This window comes from Mesorhizobium tamadayense, assembly GCF_003863365.1.
GTDB lineage: Bacteria > Pseudomonadota > Alphaproteobacteria > Rhizobiales > Rhizobiaceae > Mesorhizobium > Mesorhizobium tamadayense.
The window spans coordinates 151,131-165,987 of the sequence record NZ_RQXT01000007.1 but is presented as its reverse complement, the minus strand read 5'-3'; the positions used below and the strand labels follow the sequence as shown (position 1 = coordinate 165,987).

Sequence of the window (14,857 nt, the reverse complement as noted above, 5' to 3'; positions counted from 1 at the left end):
AAATACGCTCATGTGGCCGAACCGTCGTCTATGCGATCTCCTGAAGATCGAGCATCCGATCATCCAGGCTCCGATGGCCGGCTCGGCAACGCCGGATCTCGCCGCTGCGGTGAGCAATGCCGGCGGGCTGGGATCGCTCGGCTGCGCATCGATGCTGCCGGATGGCCTGCGCCACGTTGCGCGCCAGATGCGCGCCTCGACCGAGCGTCCGTTCAACCTCAATTTCTTTGTTTTTCCCAAACCCGACACCAGCGACGCCGTGCTGACCCGGGCCATCGACAGGTTGCGACCCTACTACGAGGAGCTGTCGCTCGGCGAACCCTCGCAGACGCTTCCACCGATGGGACCGGGTTTCGACGATGAAAAGCTTGATCTGGTGCTCGAGATCCGCCCGCCGGTCGTAAGTTTCCACTTCGGCATACCGGACGCGGCCACTGTCGCCAAGTTGAAGCAGTCCGGCATCGTAGTCATCAGCACCGCGACGAATGTCGCCGAGGCGCGCAAGCTCGCCGACGGTGGAGCCGACGCGGTTATAGCGCAAGGCTGGGAGGCGGGAGGCCACCGTGGTTCGCACGCTCCCAATGGTCCTGGCGACGGCGTTGGGACAATGGCGCTGGTTCCCCAGGTCGTCGATGCCGTCGAGCTCCCGGTAATTGCTGCGGGAGGCATCGGCGACGGTCGAGGCATAGCGGCCGCTTTTGCGCTTGGCGCCAGCGGCGTGCAGATCGGCACCGGCTTCCTGTCCTGCGACGAAGCCGGCACGGACGGACCGCGCCGCGCCTTGATCCGCTCCGCGACGGACATGGACACGATGGTCACCGATGCCTTCACGGGCCGCGCGGCGCGGGCGAGACGCACACGCTACGCCCTGGAGATGGAGGAGAGCCGTACGCGCCTTCCGGACTTCCCGCAAATGATCGCGCTCAGCGCTCCGCTCAGCGACGTCGGTGCAAAAGGAGATTTCGCCTTTCATCTCTACGGGCAGGCGGCGGCGCTGAACAGGGAGCTTCCGGCAGGACAACTGGTGCGAACGCTTGTCGCTGAAACAGGCGAGATATTCGACGCCCTCTCGGCCGCGCGGCGATCGGCTGCCCTATCGGATCCTTAATTGGAGTTGTATTGACATTGTCGTGACGGCTAGTAGATGTCCGATCCTGACGTAAGGAGGATTCCGATGGCGCCATCCAGTCATGCGGGCCGCGACCATGACGCGGCGCGAAAGGATGATGTGATTCAGATCCGCGCTTCGGCGGGGACGAAGGCGATGCTTAGCCGCGCCGCGCGTCTGCGCGGGCAAAAACTGTCGGAGTTCATGCTGGACAGCGCCCGCAGGCAGGCGGAGGAGACCATTCTGGATCAGCGTATCTTCTTTCTCGATGCCAACGCGCATGAGAAATTTCTTGAGCTGCTTGACGCCCCGAACAAACCCACCGAGGAACTTCGCGCGCGCATGACGCGCAAGCCCGCCTGGCAGCGCTGATGCCTGCCGGCGGAGGGCTGTCGCAGGGATTGCGTGTCAACCCTCCGGAACGACTGACCGTCGGCCACGACGTCTCCGAGTTTCGCAACGGCAGGCATCCCTCCCTCGATGACTGGTTGCGCAATCGTGCCCTTGCCGGCGAAGGTTTGTCTGCCCGGACCTATGTCGTATGCAACGCCGACGCGAAGGATCGCGTCATCGGCTACTATGCGATCTCGACGGCGATGGAAGAGCGGATCGCGCTGCCGAGCGCCAGGCTCCGGCGGGGCATGCCTGAGCAGGTCCCCCCTGCTGCTGATCGGCCGCCTGGCGGTCGATCAGGCATGCCGGGGAGTGGGCCTTGGCGGTGACCTGCTTTCCGATGCGCTGCGGCGCTGTCTGGCGGTCTCGGAAATCGCCGGAGTCCGCGCCGTGGTGGCGCATGCGATCGATGATGACGCTGTCGGCTTCTATCAGCGGCGCGGCTTTATTCCGTCGCCGCTGGGCGAGCGGGTCATGCTGATGCCGATCGAGATGGTTCAGGCGCTGTTTTCGAAAGCCTGAGGCAAGTCCACGCCGGCGGATCTTCCGCCCTATCCGCCGACCATCAGCTTGACGACCTCGTCATGATTGGTCTCCGAGATCTTGCGCTCGCCGGCCTGGACGCCGCGCCTGAGCACCACGATACGGTCGGAGACTGCGAAGATGTCCTGCAGATTGTGCGAGATGAAGATCACGCCTCGCCCCTGCGCTTTGAGCTGGTGGATCAGCGAGATCACCTTGCGCTGCTCCGGCACGCCGAGGGCCGCCGTCGGTTCGTCCATGATCAGGATCTGGGCGTCCCAGTAGACAGCGCGGCCGATCGCGACTGCCTGGCGCTGGCCGCCGGAGAAATTGCTGACCGGGGCCTCCAGTCGGCTGACATGGAAGTCCAGCCGGCTCATCGTCTCCTTGGCCGCCGCCGCCATCGCCTTGCGGTCGAGCACCGGCAGGAAGCCGAAAGCCTTGCGCATCGGCTCGCGGCCCAGGAAGATGTTGCCGCCGATCGTCAGATTGTCGGCGAGCGCGAGGTCCTGGTAGATCGTCTCGATGCCTTTGTCCCGCGCTTCCTGCGGTGTTGCGAACGCCACCGGCTGCCCCCTGAGCAGGATCTCGCCGGCGGTCGGATGGTAGACCCCCGATATCGCCTTGATCAGGGTCGTCTTGCCGGCGCCGTTGTCGCCGGCCAGCGCCACCACTTCGCCCGGGCGCACGACCATGGAGAAATCGCTGAGCGCGCGCACGGCGCCGAAATGCTTGGAAAGGTTCCTGACCTCGAGGAGGGGCACGGTCTGCTCGGCGCTAGTCATCCTGACGGGCTCCACTGAACCGGCGCTGAGCCTGGTCGATGAGGACGGAGATGATGATGACGACGCCGACGGCGATGAACTGCCAGAACGGCTCGACATTGACGAAGACCAGCCCGTACTGGATGACTGCGATCACTAGCGCGCCGGCCACGGTGCCGAGGATGGTGCCGGAGCCGCCGAACAGGCTGGCGCCGCCGATGACCACGGCCGCGACGCTGTCGAGCAGCAAGGGCTCGCCGGCCTGGGCAGCACCGGCGGTGAAGCGCGCCGCATAAAGCGCGCCGCCCAGCCCGGCGCACATCGCCGACAGCACGTAGAGGCGCAGTATGTGATCCTTGATGTCGATGCCGGCGCGACGCGCCGCCTGCACATTGGCGCCGATGGCGTAGTTGTGCTGGCCGAACCGTGTCTGGCCGAGCAGGTAGTGCATCACGATGACGAAGACGGCGGTGATGATGACGAGATAGGGCACGCCGTAGAGCCTGCCGTTGCCGAGCAGCGCGAACCAGGAGTTCTGCACCGGCACCGTGGTGCCGCCGGCAAGCAGGAAAGCCGCGCCCCGCGCCACCCCGAACATGCCGAGCGTGCCGATGAACGGCGGGACCCTGAGACGCGAGATCAAGAGGCCATTGATGACGCCAGGCACGCCGGCAACGATCACCGCGGCGAGAATTCCCGCCAGCATGGCCAGCGGCAAGGGGATGGCGGCTCCGGCCATGTTAGTCGCATGCGCCGCGACGACGGCGGCCAGCCCCATGATGAAGCCGAGCGAGAGATCGATGCCGCCCGAAATGATGACGAATGTCTGCCCGGTCGCCAGCAGCAGCGGCGCCACGGCGAAGATGGCGATCGACTGCACGTTGAAAGGGTTGAGGACAAAGGTGGTGCCGAAGGCGAACCGCGACCACGCCTCGAAGCAGATGATCAGGCCGGCAAGGAACAGCCAGGCGCGCCCTTCGGCGATGCGTCGGACCCAGCTCCTGGCCGCATCGCTGTGGTCGGCCTGGGGAGCGACATGCTTTTCGGCCTGCTGGGCTGGTGATGTTGAGGTCATGAATGCTCCGCGACGGGCTTCCTTCGAACAGGATCCGATTTGCAGCCGGATCCGGCGCAAATCTCCTCCCGGCGAGCCGGGAGGAGATCAAGCGCCTGCGTTATTCGGAGTAAAGATACTTCGAGATGTTCGGATCGGCGATGTTGGACTTGTCCATGATCGTGAAGCCGGTGCCGATCGAAACCGGGATCGAATGGCCGGTCAGGTGGGCATAGGCCGAAACGACGCCGAAATAGCCGATCTCGGCCGGATGCTGGGCGATGGCCACGTCCACCAGCCCGGTGTTGATAGTGTCGACGATGCTGGTCGGAGCGTCGAAGGCGACGACCTTGACGGTGCCTGTCTGCCCGGCCTGCTTGACGCCGTTCGCTGCGCCCAGCGCCGAGAACAGGTTGGCGCCGAACACGCCGACGAGATCGGGGTTGCGCGCGAACACCGCCTGCAGCTGCGAGGCCGCCTTGTTGGCGTCGTCGTCGTTGAACTGCGTCTCCAGCACGGTGATGTTGGGGTGCTTGGCCATTTCCGTCTTGAAGCCTTCCTCGCGCTGGTCGGTGGTCGAGATGCCGGGCTTCACGTTCGAGACGTAGACCTTGCCTTTGTCGCCGATCGAGGTGGCGAGCGCCCGCGCGGCGATTTCGCCGCCCAGCACGTTGTCCGAGGCAATGTAGGACAGCGGGAAGTCGGCTTCGCCGGCGCCGGTCTGATAGGTGCCGGTGCCGATGAAGGTATCGACGGTGATCACCGGAATGCCGGCATCATTGGCCTTGCGCAGCGGTTCGACCAGCTGGACCTTGTCGGTCGGCGCGATCAGGATCGCGTCCGGCTTCTTGGCGATGACCGCGTCGAGCACGGGAACCTGCGTCACCGGGTTGAAGTCCGGCGCGCCCTGGAACACCAGGTTCACGCCGAGCGCATCGGCCGCCGCCTGCGCGCCCTTGCGCATGGTAATGTAGAAACCATCCGTGGTCAGGCCGGGAACGAGCGCGATGGTGAATTTCTTGTCTTGCGCCGAGGCGGGCGCCATCAGCGCCGATGCCGAGATGGTAAGCGCCGCGAGCGCGGCAACGATCTTCTTCATGAACTCCTCCTCAAGATGTTCGCAGATGTACGGTTGGCATTGAATGGCCGTGAACCCGCTCAGGAACAGTGCTGACGGCCGGGAAAGTGGTTCGTGTGCTTGCCGGTACGGGCGGCCTTCCTCCCAAGCGCCCCGGTCGTTAGCTCAGCCGGCCGAAACCGGCCGTTTTGGTGCCGGCGGCCTCGTCCCCTGCCTCCGCAGGGTCGGGAAAGCCGCGCCGCTCGGCGCGCACTCCGCGCCAAGCCGGTGAAGTTGTAACACTTTGCTGAAATAAATTGCAAGCGGGCGTTTGGCGGCTCGAATCGCCACGATCCTGCGACCGGAAAACGCATCGTCTGCTCCGCTGACCCCGGCATGACTAGCGCCCCCAATGACTATCGCGCCAAGCCGGCGCCGGCATAACGGCTGATTTCCGAAGCCCTACCGGGCCGCCAGCGTTTCGAGGATCGCCTGCGCCGTCTTGGTGTCCGTGACCAGCGCATTGATCAGCCTGGCGCGCGCGGCGCCGATGATGGCGCTCGCCTTCTCCGCTCCGGCAGCGACGCCGATCGCCAGCGGAACGGCGCGGAGCTGGTCCGGCGACATGGCGATCATCCGGCTCTCGCCCTCCCAGGAGATGAGGGCGCCGTTGACATCGAAATAATGGCGGATGACGTCGCCGGCGGCCTGCACCAGGGCCTGCTCGCTCAGCGTCGCCGCGCTTGCCTCCGGCGCGTTGACGGCATGCGGCAGGCCGACCCCGACGATTGCCGCCCTGGCCCGCCCCCAGAGCGCGACGGCGTCGCGTATGGCCGCATCGCCGAGGAAGACCTCGCGCAACTCTTTGGACGGCAGATAGGGTGCGTGGATGAAATGCGGCGTTCCGCCGAATTCCTCCGCCGCCAGCCGCACGAATTCGTTGATTTGGAAATGCGGCGCCTGCTGCTGCATGCCGCCCGTGGCGGCAACCGTCAGCACGCCGGGAATGCGCGGCAGGCCGGCGCGGATCACCTCGCGGATGGCTCTGCCCCAGCCGATCGCCACCACCGAGCCGGGCGACAGTTCCGCCTGCTTGAGCAAACCGCCGAGCGGCGCCGAAAGCGCCGTCAGAACGCCCGTCGCCGGCGTCTCGATCACGGCGGCGTCGCGCAGTCCAAGCCCCTCGATCAACTGCGTGGTGACCGCCTCGGGGGTGACGATATCGAGCACCTCGATACGCACGATCCCTTCCGCCCGCGCCCGCTGCAAAAGCCTGGAAATGGTGGCGGTGGAGACACCCAGCCGCCGCGCGATATCGACCTGCGACATCTCCGCCTGGTAGTGCAGCTTGGCGACCATATGCAGCATCGTGCGCGATGCGGTCGCATCCTGTATGGGAGGAACAGACAGCTTGCAATTCCTTTCAGCAACGTGTTACAGACCTGCCGACCGATGGGAGTTATCGCCCAAATTCGGCAAACCCGCAACTTGGGGGCCGCTCTCTCGGCACACCGCTCTTCCCGCGACGGCAGGCGTGTCGGAGCGGTGGAACTTGCGGCCTCGAGCGCGCAGAACGGCGTTTCCAGTTTTCACGGACAGCGCGCCCCTTCACGCATGGGGCGCGCCAGGATCGGACCAAAAACCATGACCAAGATGACGACCGCGGAACTGCGCGGCTACCACCAGATTTGCGGCAAGGACGGCGCCATGATGGCCATCGCCTGCGACCAGCGCGGCGGCATGCGCACGCTTCTGGCCTCCGATCCCGCCGAGCAGGCCAGGATCACCGACGACATGCTCGGCGACACCAAGTCCGACATCACCAGATACCTCGCCAGCGAGGCGTCCTGCGTGTTGCTCGACCCGCTCTGCGCGGTGCCGCGCGTCGTCGCCGAGGGCGTGCTGAGCCGCGACACCGCGCTGCTCATCGGCCTTGATGCTTCCGGCTATGATGTCTCGCCGGACGGTTACCGCCTGTCGCGCCTGGTTCCCGGCATCGACGCGCGCCGCGTGCGCAAGCTCGGCGGCACCGGCGGCAAGATCATGGTCTATCTCAGGGCCGACCGGCCCGAGGCGAACGGGCACAACGTCGCCATCCTCGAACAATGCATCGCCGACTTCGCCAGGGAGGATCTTCTGCTCGTCGTCGAGTTCCTGACCTACCAGCTCGAGGGTGAAAGCGCGCAAGACTACGGCGCGAGAATCCCGTCACTGGTCGAGGAAGGCACACGGATTTCGCTGGACTGCGGCGCCAAGGTGCTGAAGCTCCCTTATCCTGGAACGCCGGAAGCCTGCGCCACCATCACCAGGATCGCCGGCGACGTGCCGTGGGCGGTGCTGTCGGCCGGCGTCGATCATGCGACCTTCCTTGGCCAGGTCGAGATCGCCATGAGCAACGGCGCCTCGGGCGTGATCGCCGGCCGCTCGCTGTGGAAGGATTGCATCTCGCTCGACCGCGACATCCAGCGCGAAAGGCTGAAGACCATCGCCGTGTCGCGGCTGCGCGAGATCCAGGCGGTGATCGGCAACCACCGTCGCAAAGCCGCCTGTGCTGATATTCAGGTGAGGCCGGCCTGACCTGAGTCTCAACACCCTTGGCGCCAGACGAGCACGGGACGTCATGCCGCTAGCTCATCGACACAGTGACTTTGAGGTTGGCGCCTGTTGGCAGCCAAGATTTCACCTTGGTTTCCGTGAACCATCACAACCGTTCGGGATTGGCCGAGGCCTCCCCAACCTCGTCATCCCAGGACGAAGCACGAAGCTCCGTCGCGGAGACCCTGGGATCGATGCCGTAACCTTAGCCGAAGAGCGCGGCGGAGCAGAATTCTGGACCGCAGCGGCGCGTCGAAGTCACGGCATGGATCCTATGGTCTGCGCCGCGTCGCTTCGCTCCTTGCTCCGCCATAGGACGACTCGGCGAGCGTTTCGGCTAATCTCCAAAGGCATGCGATCCGCCAACGCAAGCACTGTCCGATCTGTCAAGGCTTCTGCGCCAAGGAACGAGACTATGATCCCGAACCGAAGGTCAGCGAAGCAAAAGTGGGAACCGGTTTTCGGAAAAAGATCATGGTCGAACAAAAAGACAGAGCCCCATTTCGAGCTACTCGAAATGGAACAGGCTCTAGCTCGATGGCCATAGGGATCGATATCGGCGGCACCAATTTGCGTGCCGCCCTTGTCTCCGGCTCCGGCGAGATCCTCAGGCGCGTCTCCGAGAAGAGCGCCCCCGATCCGGAGTTGGTGGTCGGCCGTATCGCCGACATGGTGCGCCGGCTCGATGGGCCTCAGGTTGCGGCCATCGGCGTCGGCGTTCCCGGCCGCGTCGACGCCCGGCGTGGCGCGGTGCTTTCGGGCGGCTATGTCGACCTCGCCTCGGTCGCCTTGGCGCATCGGCTGGAAAGCATGGCCGGCAAGCCCGTCGTCATCGACAATGACTGCAACATGGCGCTGGTCGCCGAAATGGCCGTGGGCGCGGCAACCGGCCACGAAAACGTCGTCATGTTCACCATCGGCACCGGCATCGGCGGCGCGGTGGCGGAGGGGCGGCGCATCGTGCGCGGCAAGGCGACGGCGGGTCAGCTCGGCCACATCGCAATCGATCTCGACGGTGAGCTCTGCAAATGCGGCCGGCGCGGCTGCGTCGAAACCACGAGTTCGGGAACCGCGCTCGGCCGCCACATCGCCCGCGCCGGTCTCGGTCCGGATGTCGGGATCGATGCGCTCTTTGCCCGCGCCGCCTCCGGCGACGCGCCGGCACGCGGCATACTGAATGCCTGGGCGAAGCCGCTGCGCGCCGCGATCGACACGGCGGTGGCCATGTTCAGCCCGGACCTTGTGCTGCTCGGCGGCGGACTTGGCGAGGCCGCGCACAGAGCGCTCGCCGATGCTCCGGCGCTGGCGGCCTGGTACCAAGCCCCGGTGCTACCGGCAAAGCTCGGCGACGATGCCGGCGTCATCGGCGCCGGCCTGCAGGCGCTCGCCGCGCCGGCTTCCGCGGCTTCGGCCCGGCCGGCCGGCGCCATCCGGCGCGCCGTGCTGGTCAATGGCATTCCCGCCTCCGGCAAAAGCACGGTCTCGCGCGGCATTTCGGAGCGCATGGGCTGGCCGCTGCTGGCGCTCGACACCATCAAGAACCCATTCCTCGAAGTGCTCGGCGGGGCCGACCGCGAATTCAACCGCAGCCTCGGCCGCGCCAGCTACCAGGCCATCTGGTCGGTGGTCGGCGAGGCCCCGGCCGGCGCCACTTTCGTCGTCGACGCCTGGTTCGGCTTCCAGCCGCGCGAGTTGCTGGAGGATCACCTGCGCCGCGCCGGGGTCGGACAGACCGTCGAGATCTGGTGCCACGCGCCGGGCGAGGTGCTGGCCGAACGCTACCGCGCCCGCCTCGACCGGCGTCCCGCCGGACATCCGGGCGCCGCCTACATCCCCGAGCTGGTCGAACTGGCCAAGCGCGCCGAACCGCTCCGGCGCGGTCCCTTGTTCGACGTCTACACGACCAGGCCGGTCGATTTCGATGCGATCACCGCGTGGCTGCGCGCCGTGATGTGAGGGTGGGCGCGAGTCGGCCGCGAAGATCGTCGCTTGGCATGGCTCCCGCAGAGGTCTAGCCTGCACCAGCGAGGGAGAGCGGGATGACATCAAGCTTCACCGTGCATGCGGCGTCCGGCTATGAGCAGCTCATGGGGCGATGGAGCCGCAGGCTGGCGCCGCTGTTCATCGATTTCGCCGGTCTGGCCGGCGGCGAGAAGATCCTCGACGTCGGCTGCGGCACCGGCAGCCTGACCTTCGAGCTGGCGAAATCTGCCGGTCTCGCCGAAATCCAGGCCATCGACTTCTCGCCGGTCTTCGTCGAGGCTGCGAAGCAGCGCAACACCGATCCGCGCATGACCTTCCAGCAAGCGGACGCCACTGCGCTGCCTTTCGCGGACAATACGTTCGACCGTGCGCTGGCCCTGCTTGTGCTGCACTTCGTGCCGGAGGCCGGCAAGGCGGTGGCCGAGATGCGCCGCGTGGTGCGGCCGGGCGGGGTGGTCGCGGCCGTGGTCTGGGACCATTACGGCGGCATGCCGGGCATGCGCATGATGATCGACACGATAGCGGCGCTGAGCGAGGCCGGCCGCCAGATGCGCAGCCGCTATTGCTTCCAGCCGATGATGCAGCCCGGCGAGATGAAACGGACCTTTGTCGAGCAGGGCCTGGCCGACGTCACCGAAACCGAGCTGATGATCCGCATGGATTATGAGAATTTCGACGACTACTGGGCGCCGATCGGCGCCGGCGAAGGCCCGCTCGGCAAATTTATGACCACGCTCGACGCAACCGAGCGGGAGCGCGTCGAGGCGGCGGTTCGCGATGCCTATCAGGCCGGCCGCCCCGACGGCCCGAGGTCGTTCGCCAACATCGCCTGGGCCTGCCGGGGCATTGTGCCCTGAGCTGCCAATCTCCCTCCAAGTGGGGGAGATGTCCGGTCCACCCTCCGCAGCTGCAGCGCAGTTGCTGCGGAGGACGGGCAGGACAGAGGGGGGCGCGAAGGAACTCGACCGTGCAAACCCAAGCCTGCTCGCCCCATGGAATTGGGGAGAGGTGGCTCGGCGAAGCCGAGACGGAGAGCGCCCTACGCGATTGCTCGACAACCAGCCTCAGCCCTGCCGCGCAACCACCTCGGCATACCCCTGCAAATACAGCGGCCAGCCCTGATCGCCGCCGACGCCGTCGCGCACGCCTTCCCAGCCCTGGCCGTGGCGCTCAAGATTCCGGTGCTCGATCTCGACGCGGGTGCGCCCTGCCGTTTCGGCGGTGAACCGCACCTCCCATTCGCTGGTCTTGGCCGGGTCGGACTCGATCCGCCATTGCGGGCTGATGTCCCAGCTGAGCAGCACGCGGTTGGGCGGCTCATAGGCCAGCACGCGTGCCCAGCGGCATTCGCTGCCGTCGACGCCGCGGTCATAGACATGGCCGCCGACCCGGGGCTCGAACACCGTCTCGGCGATCTTGACCGCCAGCAGATTGTGCTCGGCCGGTTTGAAGCTGCCGAAATCTTGCGTGAAAACCTTGAAGGCGCGCTCGATCGGCGCCTCGACCACGACGGACTGCTTCACCGACGCAATGGGTACTTGGGTATTCATGGTCACTCCTCTGGTGGGGTCTCGACGGCCAGCTTGTAGGCCGCCAGCGTCTTGCTCCAGAACCGGTCGAGCCAGGCGCGCATCTGGCCAAGCCCGTGCGGGTCGATGTGGTAGACGTTGCTGGCGCCCTTCGCCTCCGCCCGCACCAGCCGCGAATCCTTGAGCACCTTCAGATGCTGCGACACCGCCGACTGCGACACGGCGACCTGCCGCGTGATCTCCGCCACCGAGCGCGGACGCTCCGCGACCAGCTCGAAAATCTGCCTGCGGGTGGTGTCGCCAAGGGCCGCGAGTTGAGCGCTATCAACAGTCATTACTTATGATTAGTGTAGACTGATGATGAAGTCAAGGGGCGGAGGTTTAGGCGGGTGCCCGGCGATCCCAGTCAGGAAGCGAGAAAATTTTGAAGATTGGCGCACCCGACAGGATTCGAACCTGTGACCTCTGCCTTCGGAGGGCAGCGCTCTATCCAGCTGAGCTACGGGTGCTTCCCGGGAAAACGAACCGGCCGGTGAACCGGCCAGCCACGGCTTCTTAGCGGAAGCGCGTTCCGGCTTCAACGGTCAAATGGAATGGCAGGATATTCGCGGTCGCGAGGCAGGATTTCGCATCCCTCCGGGAATACGCCGGCGTCGGGGGCCGAGCGAACTCGCTGATATCTCGTTTCGAGACTGCGGTTTCCGTCCCGGGCAATGGCGTCGTGACTTCCCAGCGCCGTGCGCAAGCTCGCGCCTCACCCCTCCACCTCGCTCTTCGCCACCCTCCTCCGCACCCCCCTTGTCGCCCGCTTCTGCTTCTTCGCGGTCAGCTCGTGCATCGCGTCGAGCTGCATCTGCTGCATTTCGGCCAGCCGCTGCCATTGGCGCGAGATCAGGTAGTCGAGCTTTTCGTGCAGGTGCCGCACTTCCAGCTCGGCCTTCAGGTTCACCCGGTAGTCGTTGAAGGAGCGCAGCCGGTCCTTCGCTTCCTGCCGCTTCTGGCTCATCATGATCACCGGCGCCTGGATGGCGGCGATGCAGGAGAGCAGAAGGTTGAGCAGGATGAACGGGTAGGGGTCGAAGGCGTGCGCCAGGCCCGCGGCGAGGTTGATGCCGATCCAGATCAGCAGCACGGCAGCAAACGAGATCAGGAACCACCAGCTGCCGCCGAACTCGGCCATGTTGTCGGAGACGCGGTCGGCGAAGGAGCGGTGCTCCTCGAACTCCTCTTCCGAGTTTTCCGATATCGTGTCCTGCCTGGCGATCGATTCCACCACCTGGCGGTCGAGCTCGGAGAATTCGCCGTGCTCCTGCTGCAGCAACTCCTCCATGTAGCGCATGCGGTAGCGGGAGAGCTCCTCGCGGCTGATGCGGGCGCCGCGCGGCAGGTCGGGATGGTCGGCGCGGATGCGGTCGGCAAGGCTCGGCCTGAGATCGTCGATGCGCACCAGGTCGCGCTTGCGGAATTTTCGGCCGCTGATCGCCGAGGGTTTCTTCTTCGGCTTTATCCGCGGCGCGCCGGGCGGGGTTGGCTCGGAATCCGGCACCTCCGGCGCTTCGAGGATCTCGTCCGCCTTATGCGCGTCCTCCGGCACGGTGGCCGCCTCGAGATACTCGCCGCCGCTCTCGTCGTCGTCTGGCTTCATCTGCGCGGATGCCTTCGGGTCGCCGGCCATGCTCAATGCTCCTGTCTTGCGATACGATACGCCAAGCCGGCGCGGCATATCCATCGTCACTGTGAAGGTCGTGTGACCGAACAAGTTCTTGTGATCTCTGGTGCTTGGTTCGCTGTCCTCAGCCTTGGCGCCAGAACGGTTCCGGCAATATCGGAGAAGGGATGTTGAAGAGCGACGGCCAATCTCCAGAGTCAGCGCTGCCCGTCATCGCCCTGCCGGGTATCCGGTTCAAAGTGTTACCCATCTATCGGCTGGACACCGGCCGCAACCTCAGCACTCATTTTGCAATGCTGGCGATTGGCGAAACCGGCGATGGCAGCGCCCCTCTCCCCGTCACTATACGGGGAGAGGATGCCGGCAGGCAGGTGAGGGGCAGCGCTATCCTGGAAAGCTTGGGTTCCCCGCCCTATCTCGCCGGAAGTGGCCTTCGCGATGCCGCCTGGCGCAATCATCCTGGCCGGCTGGCCTTGATCCAGATCAAGCTTCCCCCTGTGGGTGGCCTGATAGCGAAACTATATCGAGGCCAGGCCTGATCGCTCAGGCTCCCGCCACCAGGGGCGCGTCGCCCCGCAAGAACAGGGATCGCCGCCATCTACAAGCACATCCTGATCGCCACCGATGGGTCGGAACTCGCCGGCAAGGGCGTCGCCCACAGCCTGGAACTGGCCAGGGGCCTCAGCGCCACCGTCACCTTCGTCACCGTCTCCGAGCCGTTCCCGACGCTTGCCTGGGGCGGCGCCATGGCCGGCTATGTGGTCGCCGACGAGCTCACCAATTACGAGGAAAGCGCGCGCAAATATTCCCGCGAGGTGCTGGAGAAGTGCAAGGCCGAGGCCGATAAGCTCGGCGTGCGCGCGAAGTCCGTGCATATCGAGAACAAGGCGCCCGCCGAGGCGATCCTCGACACCGCCCGCGCGCAAGCCTGCGACCTCATCGTCATGGCCTCGCACGGCCGCCGCGGCCTCGGCCGGCCGTGAGGCCGGCGCACTCATTTTAAACTTGTGTGATTGGCGAAGGCTGGCGTGACATCTGATCTCCCCCCTTGCGGGGGAGATGTCCGGCAGGACAGAGGGGGGTGCTGTCCCGCCGGCGTCTCAGATCTGCTCCACCGCCGCGAGAATCTATTGCGCCGGCAAACCAGGCGCCGGCATACCGGGTAGTGCCAAACCGGCCGGCTCCTGCCCGGCATACATCAGCCGCGTCTTGGCGTCCGCCGTCATCGGCCCCAAGCTCCGCTGGATCAGCGCCTCGACATGGTCGTTGCGCTGGCGCGCGCTTTGGGCGCCCATCACCACCACGATCAGATGCCTGCCGTCGGCATTGTAGGAGGTGACGATGTTGTAGCCGGAGGCGCGGATATAGCCGGTCTTGATGCCGTCGACGCCGCGCACCCGTCCCAGCATGTCGTTGTGGCCGCGCACCAGCCGGCCGCGGAACATGAAGTCGCTTTCGGAGAAATAGTGGAAATGCTGCGGGAAGCGGTGCTCGAGCGCCAGCCCCAGCACCGCCATGTCGCGCGCGCTCGTCACCTGGCCGCCGTCGGGCAGGCCGCAGGCGTTGCGGAAGGTCGTGCTGGTCATGCCGAGCTGGCGCGCCTTGGCGGTCATCATGGCGGCGAACTGGTCCTCGCTGCCGCCACCGAGATATTCGCCCACCGCCACCGCCACGTCGTTCGCCGACTTCACCACCATGGCGCGGATGGCGGAATCGACGTCGATCGTCTCGCCGCGCCTGAAACGCAGCTTCGTCGGCGGCTGCGAGGCGGCATGGTCGGAGACCGGGATCTGCGTCTCCTTGGTCACGCGGCCGCTCTCCAGCGCCTCGAACAGCATATAGAGCGTCATCATCTTGGTCAGCGAGGCCGGATAGCGCTGCGCCGTCGAGTTCACCTCGAACAGCGTCTTGCCGCTCGAAGCGTCGACCACGATCGCCGCATATTTCTGCGGCTGCGCCGGAACCGCGAGCACGCTTTCCGGCGGCGCGGCCGTGGTGCAGCCGGCAACCAGCAGCAGCAGGGCCAACGCGGCGATCAATTTCGCGATGAGGGGAAGGGGACGCAGGTGGGGCAAGGGCTGTTCTGAACGCGGCTGTTGCTAAGTTGCGGCGAAGCTAACGTACCGCATATGCCGCGTCCAACTGGTTAATGGGGGTAAGAAGGCATTTGCCCAGGTTTTCGC

Annotated in this window: 17 protein-coding genes and 1 tRNA gene; 9 read left to right on the top strand and 9 right to left on the bottom strand. The window is 65.8% G+C overall.

The annotated features are described in order from the left end of the window. Positions 1-10: 10 nt before the first annotated feature. The 4 genes from EH240_RS08540 to EH240_RS38785 all read left to right on the top strand — a co-directional run bounded on the left by EH240_RS08540 (position 11) and on the right by EH240_RS38785 (position 2,023). Positions 11-1,108 carry an NAD(P)H-dependent flavin oxidoreductase gene (locus tag EH240_RS08540; protein WP_124997136.1) on the top strand — a complete coding sequence of 366 codons (1,098 nt, stop codon included), beginning with the start codon at positions 11-13 and terminating at the stop codon, positions 1,106-1,108. Between the two features lie 66 nt (positions 1,109-1,174). Further along, positions 1,175-1,480 carry a type II toxin-antitoxin system TacA family antitoxin gene (locus EH240_RS08535; RefSeq protein ID WP_124997134.1) on the top strand — a complete coding sequence of 102 codons (306 nt, stop codon included), beginning with the start codon at positions 1,175-1,177 and terminating at the stop codon, positions 1,478-1,480. Then, on the top strand, positions 1,480-1,830 hold the full coding sequence (locus tag EH240_RS38790; RefSeq protein ID WP_245435863.1) for a hypothetical protein: 351 nt from the start codon (positions 1,480-1,482) through the stop codon (positions 1,828-1,830). Before EH240_RS08535 ends, EH240_RS38790 begins: the two co-directional genes overlap by 1 nt. Beyond that, positions 1,814-2,023, top strand: a complete 210-nt coding sequence (locus EH240_RS38785) for a hypothetical protein (protein WP_245435862.1) — start codon at positions 1,814-1,816, stop codon at positions 2,021-2,023. The genes EH240_RS38790 and EH240_RS38785 overlap by 17 nt, the downstream gene beginning before the upstream one ends. A gap of 29 nt (positions 2,024-2,052) precedes the next feature. On the opposite strand, the gene EH240_RS08525 is transcribed toward EH240_RS38785, so the two are convergent. The 4 genes from EH240_RS08525 to EH240_RS08510 form a co-directional block, all read right to left on the bottom strand. Next, positions 2,053-2,808, bottom strand: a complete 756-nt coding sequence (locus tag EH240_RS08525) for an ATP-binding cassette domain-containing protein (protein ID WP_124997132.1) — start codon at positions 2,806-2,808, stop codon at positions 2,053-2,055. Then, complete coding sequence (locus EH240_RS08520; RefSeq protein ID WP_124997130.1) at positions 2,801-3,862, bottom strand: ABC transporter permease subunit; 1,062 nt, start codon at positions 3,860-3,862, stop codon at positions 2,801-2,803. Before EH240_RS08520 ends, EH240_RS08525 begins: the two co-directional genes overlap by 8 nt. Positions 3,863-3,962: 100 nt before the next feature. After that, positions 3,963-4,940 carry an ABC transporter substrate-binding protein gene (locus EH240_RS08515; protein WP_124997129.1) on the bottom strand — a complete coding sequence of 326 codons (978 nt, stop codon included), beginning with the start codon at positions 4,938-4,940 and terminating at the stop codon, positions 3,963-3,965. 420 nt (positions 4,941-5,360) lie between these two features. Further along, positions 5,361-6,266: a sugar-binding transcriptional regulator gene (locus tag EH240_RS08510; protein ID WP_124997128.1), complete on the bottom strand. Its 906-nt coding sequence runs from the start codon at positions 6,264-6,266 to the stop codon at positions 5,361-5,363. A gap of 276 nt (positions 6,267-6,542) precedes the next feature. Here EH240_RS08510 and EH240_RS08505 point away from each other — a divergent pair, with 276 nt between their 5' ends. The 3 genes from EH240_RS08505 (at position 6,543) to EH240_RS08495 (ending at position 10,333) form a co-directional block, all read left to right on the top strand. Beyond that, the gene (locus EH240_RS08505; RefSeq protein WP_124997126.1) at positions 6,543-7,475 is read left to right on the top strand and encodes a tagatose-bisphosphate aldolase; all 933 of its coding nucleotides are present in this window, start codon (positions 6,543-6,545) and stop codon (positions 7,473-7,475) included. A 555-nt stretch (positions 7,476-8,030) separates the two neighbouring features. Further along, entirely contained in the window at positions 8,031-9,449 is a 1,419-nt protein-coding gene (locus tag EH240_RS08500; protein WP_124997124.1) for an ROK family protein, read from the top strand. 83 nt (positions 9,450-9,532) lie between these two features. Further along, complete coding sequence (locus tag EH240_RS08495; RefSeq protein WP_124997122.1) at positions 9,533-10,333, top strand: class I SAM-dependent methyltransferase; 801 nt, start codon at positions 9,533-9,535, stop codon at positions 10,331-10,333. A 207-nt stretch (positions 10,334-10,540) separates the two neighbouring features. On the opposite strand, the gene EH240_RS08490 is transcribed toward EH240_RS08495, so the two are convergent. From EH240_RS08490 to EH240_RS08475, 4 genes are all read right to left on the bottom strand, one after another. Then, positions 10,541-11,026, bottom strand: a complete 486-nt coding sequence (locus EH240_RS08490; protein ID WP_124997120.1) for an SRPBCC family protein — start codon at positions 11,024-11,026, stop codon at positions 10,541-10,543. A gap of 2 nt (positions 11,027-11,028) precedes the next feature. Further along, the gene (locus tag EH240_RS08485; protein WP_124997118.1) at positions 11,029-11,340 is read right to left on the bottom strand and encodes an ArsR/SmtB family transcription factor; all 312 of its coding nucleotides are present in this window, start codon (positions 11,338-11,340) and stop codon (positions 11,029-11,031) included. A gap of 97 nt (positions 11,341-11,437) precedes the next feature. Continuing rightward, a tRNA-Arg gene (locus tag EH240_RS08480) sits at positions 11,438-11,514 on the bottom strand. A gap of 245 nt (positions 11,515-11,759) precedes the next feature. Beyond that, a complete protein-coding gene (locus EH240_RS08475) occupies positions 11,760-12,680 on the bottom strand; it encodes a DUF1003 domain-containing protein (RefSeq protein ID WP_124997116.1) in 921 nt (306 codons plus the stop codon). A gap of 161 nt (positions 12,681-12,841) precedes the next feature. Here EH240_RS08475 and EH240_RS37855 point away from each other — a divergent pair, with 161 nt between their 5' ends. After that, positions 12,842-13,213, top strand: coding sequence for a hypothetical protein (locus EH240_RS37855; RefSeq protein ID WP_167483964.1), 372 nt, complete (start codon positions 12,842-12,844; stop codon positions 13,211-13,213). A 48-nt stretch (positions 13,214-13,261) separates the two neighbouring features. Beyond that, complete coding sequence (locus tag EH240_RS08465; protein WP_342634075.1) at positions 13,262-13,657, top strand: universal stress protein; 396 nt, start codon at positions 13,262-13,264, stop codon at positions 13,655-13,657. Between the two features lie 144 nt (positions 13,658-13,801). On the opposite strand, the gene EH240_RS08455 is transcribed toward EH240_RS08465, so the two are convergent. Beyond that, complete coding sequence (locus EH240_RS08455; RefSeq protein ID WP_124997108.1) at positions 13,802-14,749, bottom strand: D-alanyl-D-alanine carboxypeptidase family protein; 948 nt, start codon at positions 14,747-14,749, stop codon at positions 13,802-13,804. Between the last annotated feature and the right edge of the window lie 108 nt (positions 14,750-14,857).

Excerpts from the sequence above, each read along its gene's own strand:
- EH240_RS38790 (WP_245435863.1), top strand. The coding sequence starts at position 1,480 with ATGCCTGCCGGCGGAGGGCTGTCGCAGGGATTGCGTGTCAACCCTCCG.
- EH240_RS08520 (WP_124997130.1), bottom strand. The coding sequence starts at position 3,862 with ATGACCTCAACATCACCAGCCCAGCAGGCCGAAAAGCATGTCGCTCCC.
- EH240_RS37855 (WP_167483964.1), top strand. The coding sequence starts at position 12,842 with ATGTTGAAGAGCGACGGCCAATCTCCAGAGTCAGCGCTGCCCGTCATC.
- EH240_RS08525 (WP_124997132.1), bottom strand. The coding sequence starts at position 2,808 with ATGACTAGCGCCGAGCAGACCGTGCCCCTCCTCGAGGTCAGGAACCTT.
- EH240_RS08505 (WP_124997126.1), top strand. The coding sequence starts at position 6,543 with ATGACCAAGATGACGACCGCGGAACTGCGCGGCTACCACCAGATTTGC.
- EH240_RS08490 (WP_124997120.1), bottom strand. The coding sequence starts at position 11,026 with ATGAATACCCAAGTACCCATTGCGTCGGTGAAGCAGTCCGTCGTGGTC.
- EH240_RS08515 (WP_124997129.1), bottom strand. The coding sequence starts at position 4,940 with ATGAAGAAGATCGTTGCCGCGCTCGCGGCGCTTACCATCTCGGCATCG.
- EH240_RS08475 (WP_124997116.1), bottom strand. The coding sequence starts at position 12,680 with ATGGCCGGCGACCCGAAGGCATCCGCGCAGATGAAGCCAGACGACGAC.
- EH240_RS08535 (WP_124997134.1), top strand. The coding sequence starts at position 1,175 with ATGGCGCCATCCAGTCATGCGGGCCGCGACCATGACGCGGCGCGAAAG.
- EH240_RS08500 (WP_124997124.1), top strand. The coding sequence starts at position 8,031 with ATGGCCATAGGGATCGATATCGGCGGCACCAATTTGCGTGCCGCCCTT.
- EH240_RS08485 (WP_124997118.1), bottom strand. The coding sequence starts at position 11,340 with ATGACTGTTGATAGCGCTCAACTCGCGGCCCTTGGCGACACCACCCGC.
- EH240_RS08540 (WP_124997136.1), top strand. The coding sequence starts at position 11 with ATGTGGCCGAACCGTCGTCTATGCGATCTCCTGAAGATCGAGCATCCG.
- EH240_RS08495 (WP_124997122.1), top strand. The coding sequence starts at position 9,533 with ATGACATCAAGCTTCACCGTGCATGCGGCGTCCGGCTATGAGCAGCTC.
- EH240_RS08510 (WP_124997128.1), bottom strand. The coding sequence starts at position 6,266 with ATGCTGCATATGGTCGCCAAGCTGCACTACCAGGCGGAGATGTCGCAG.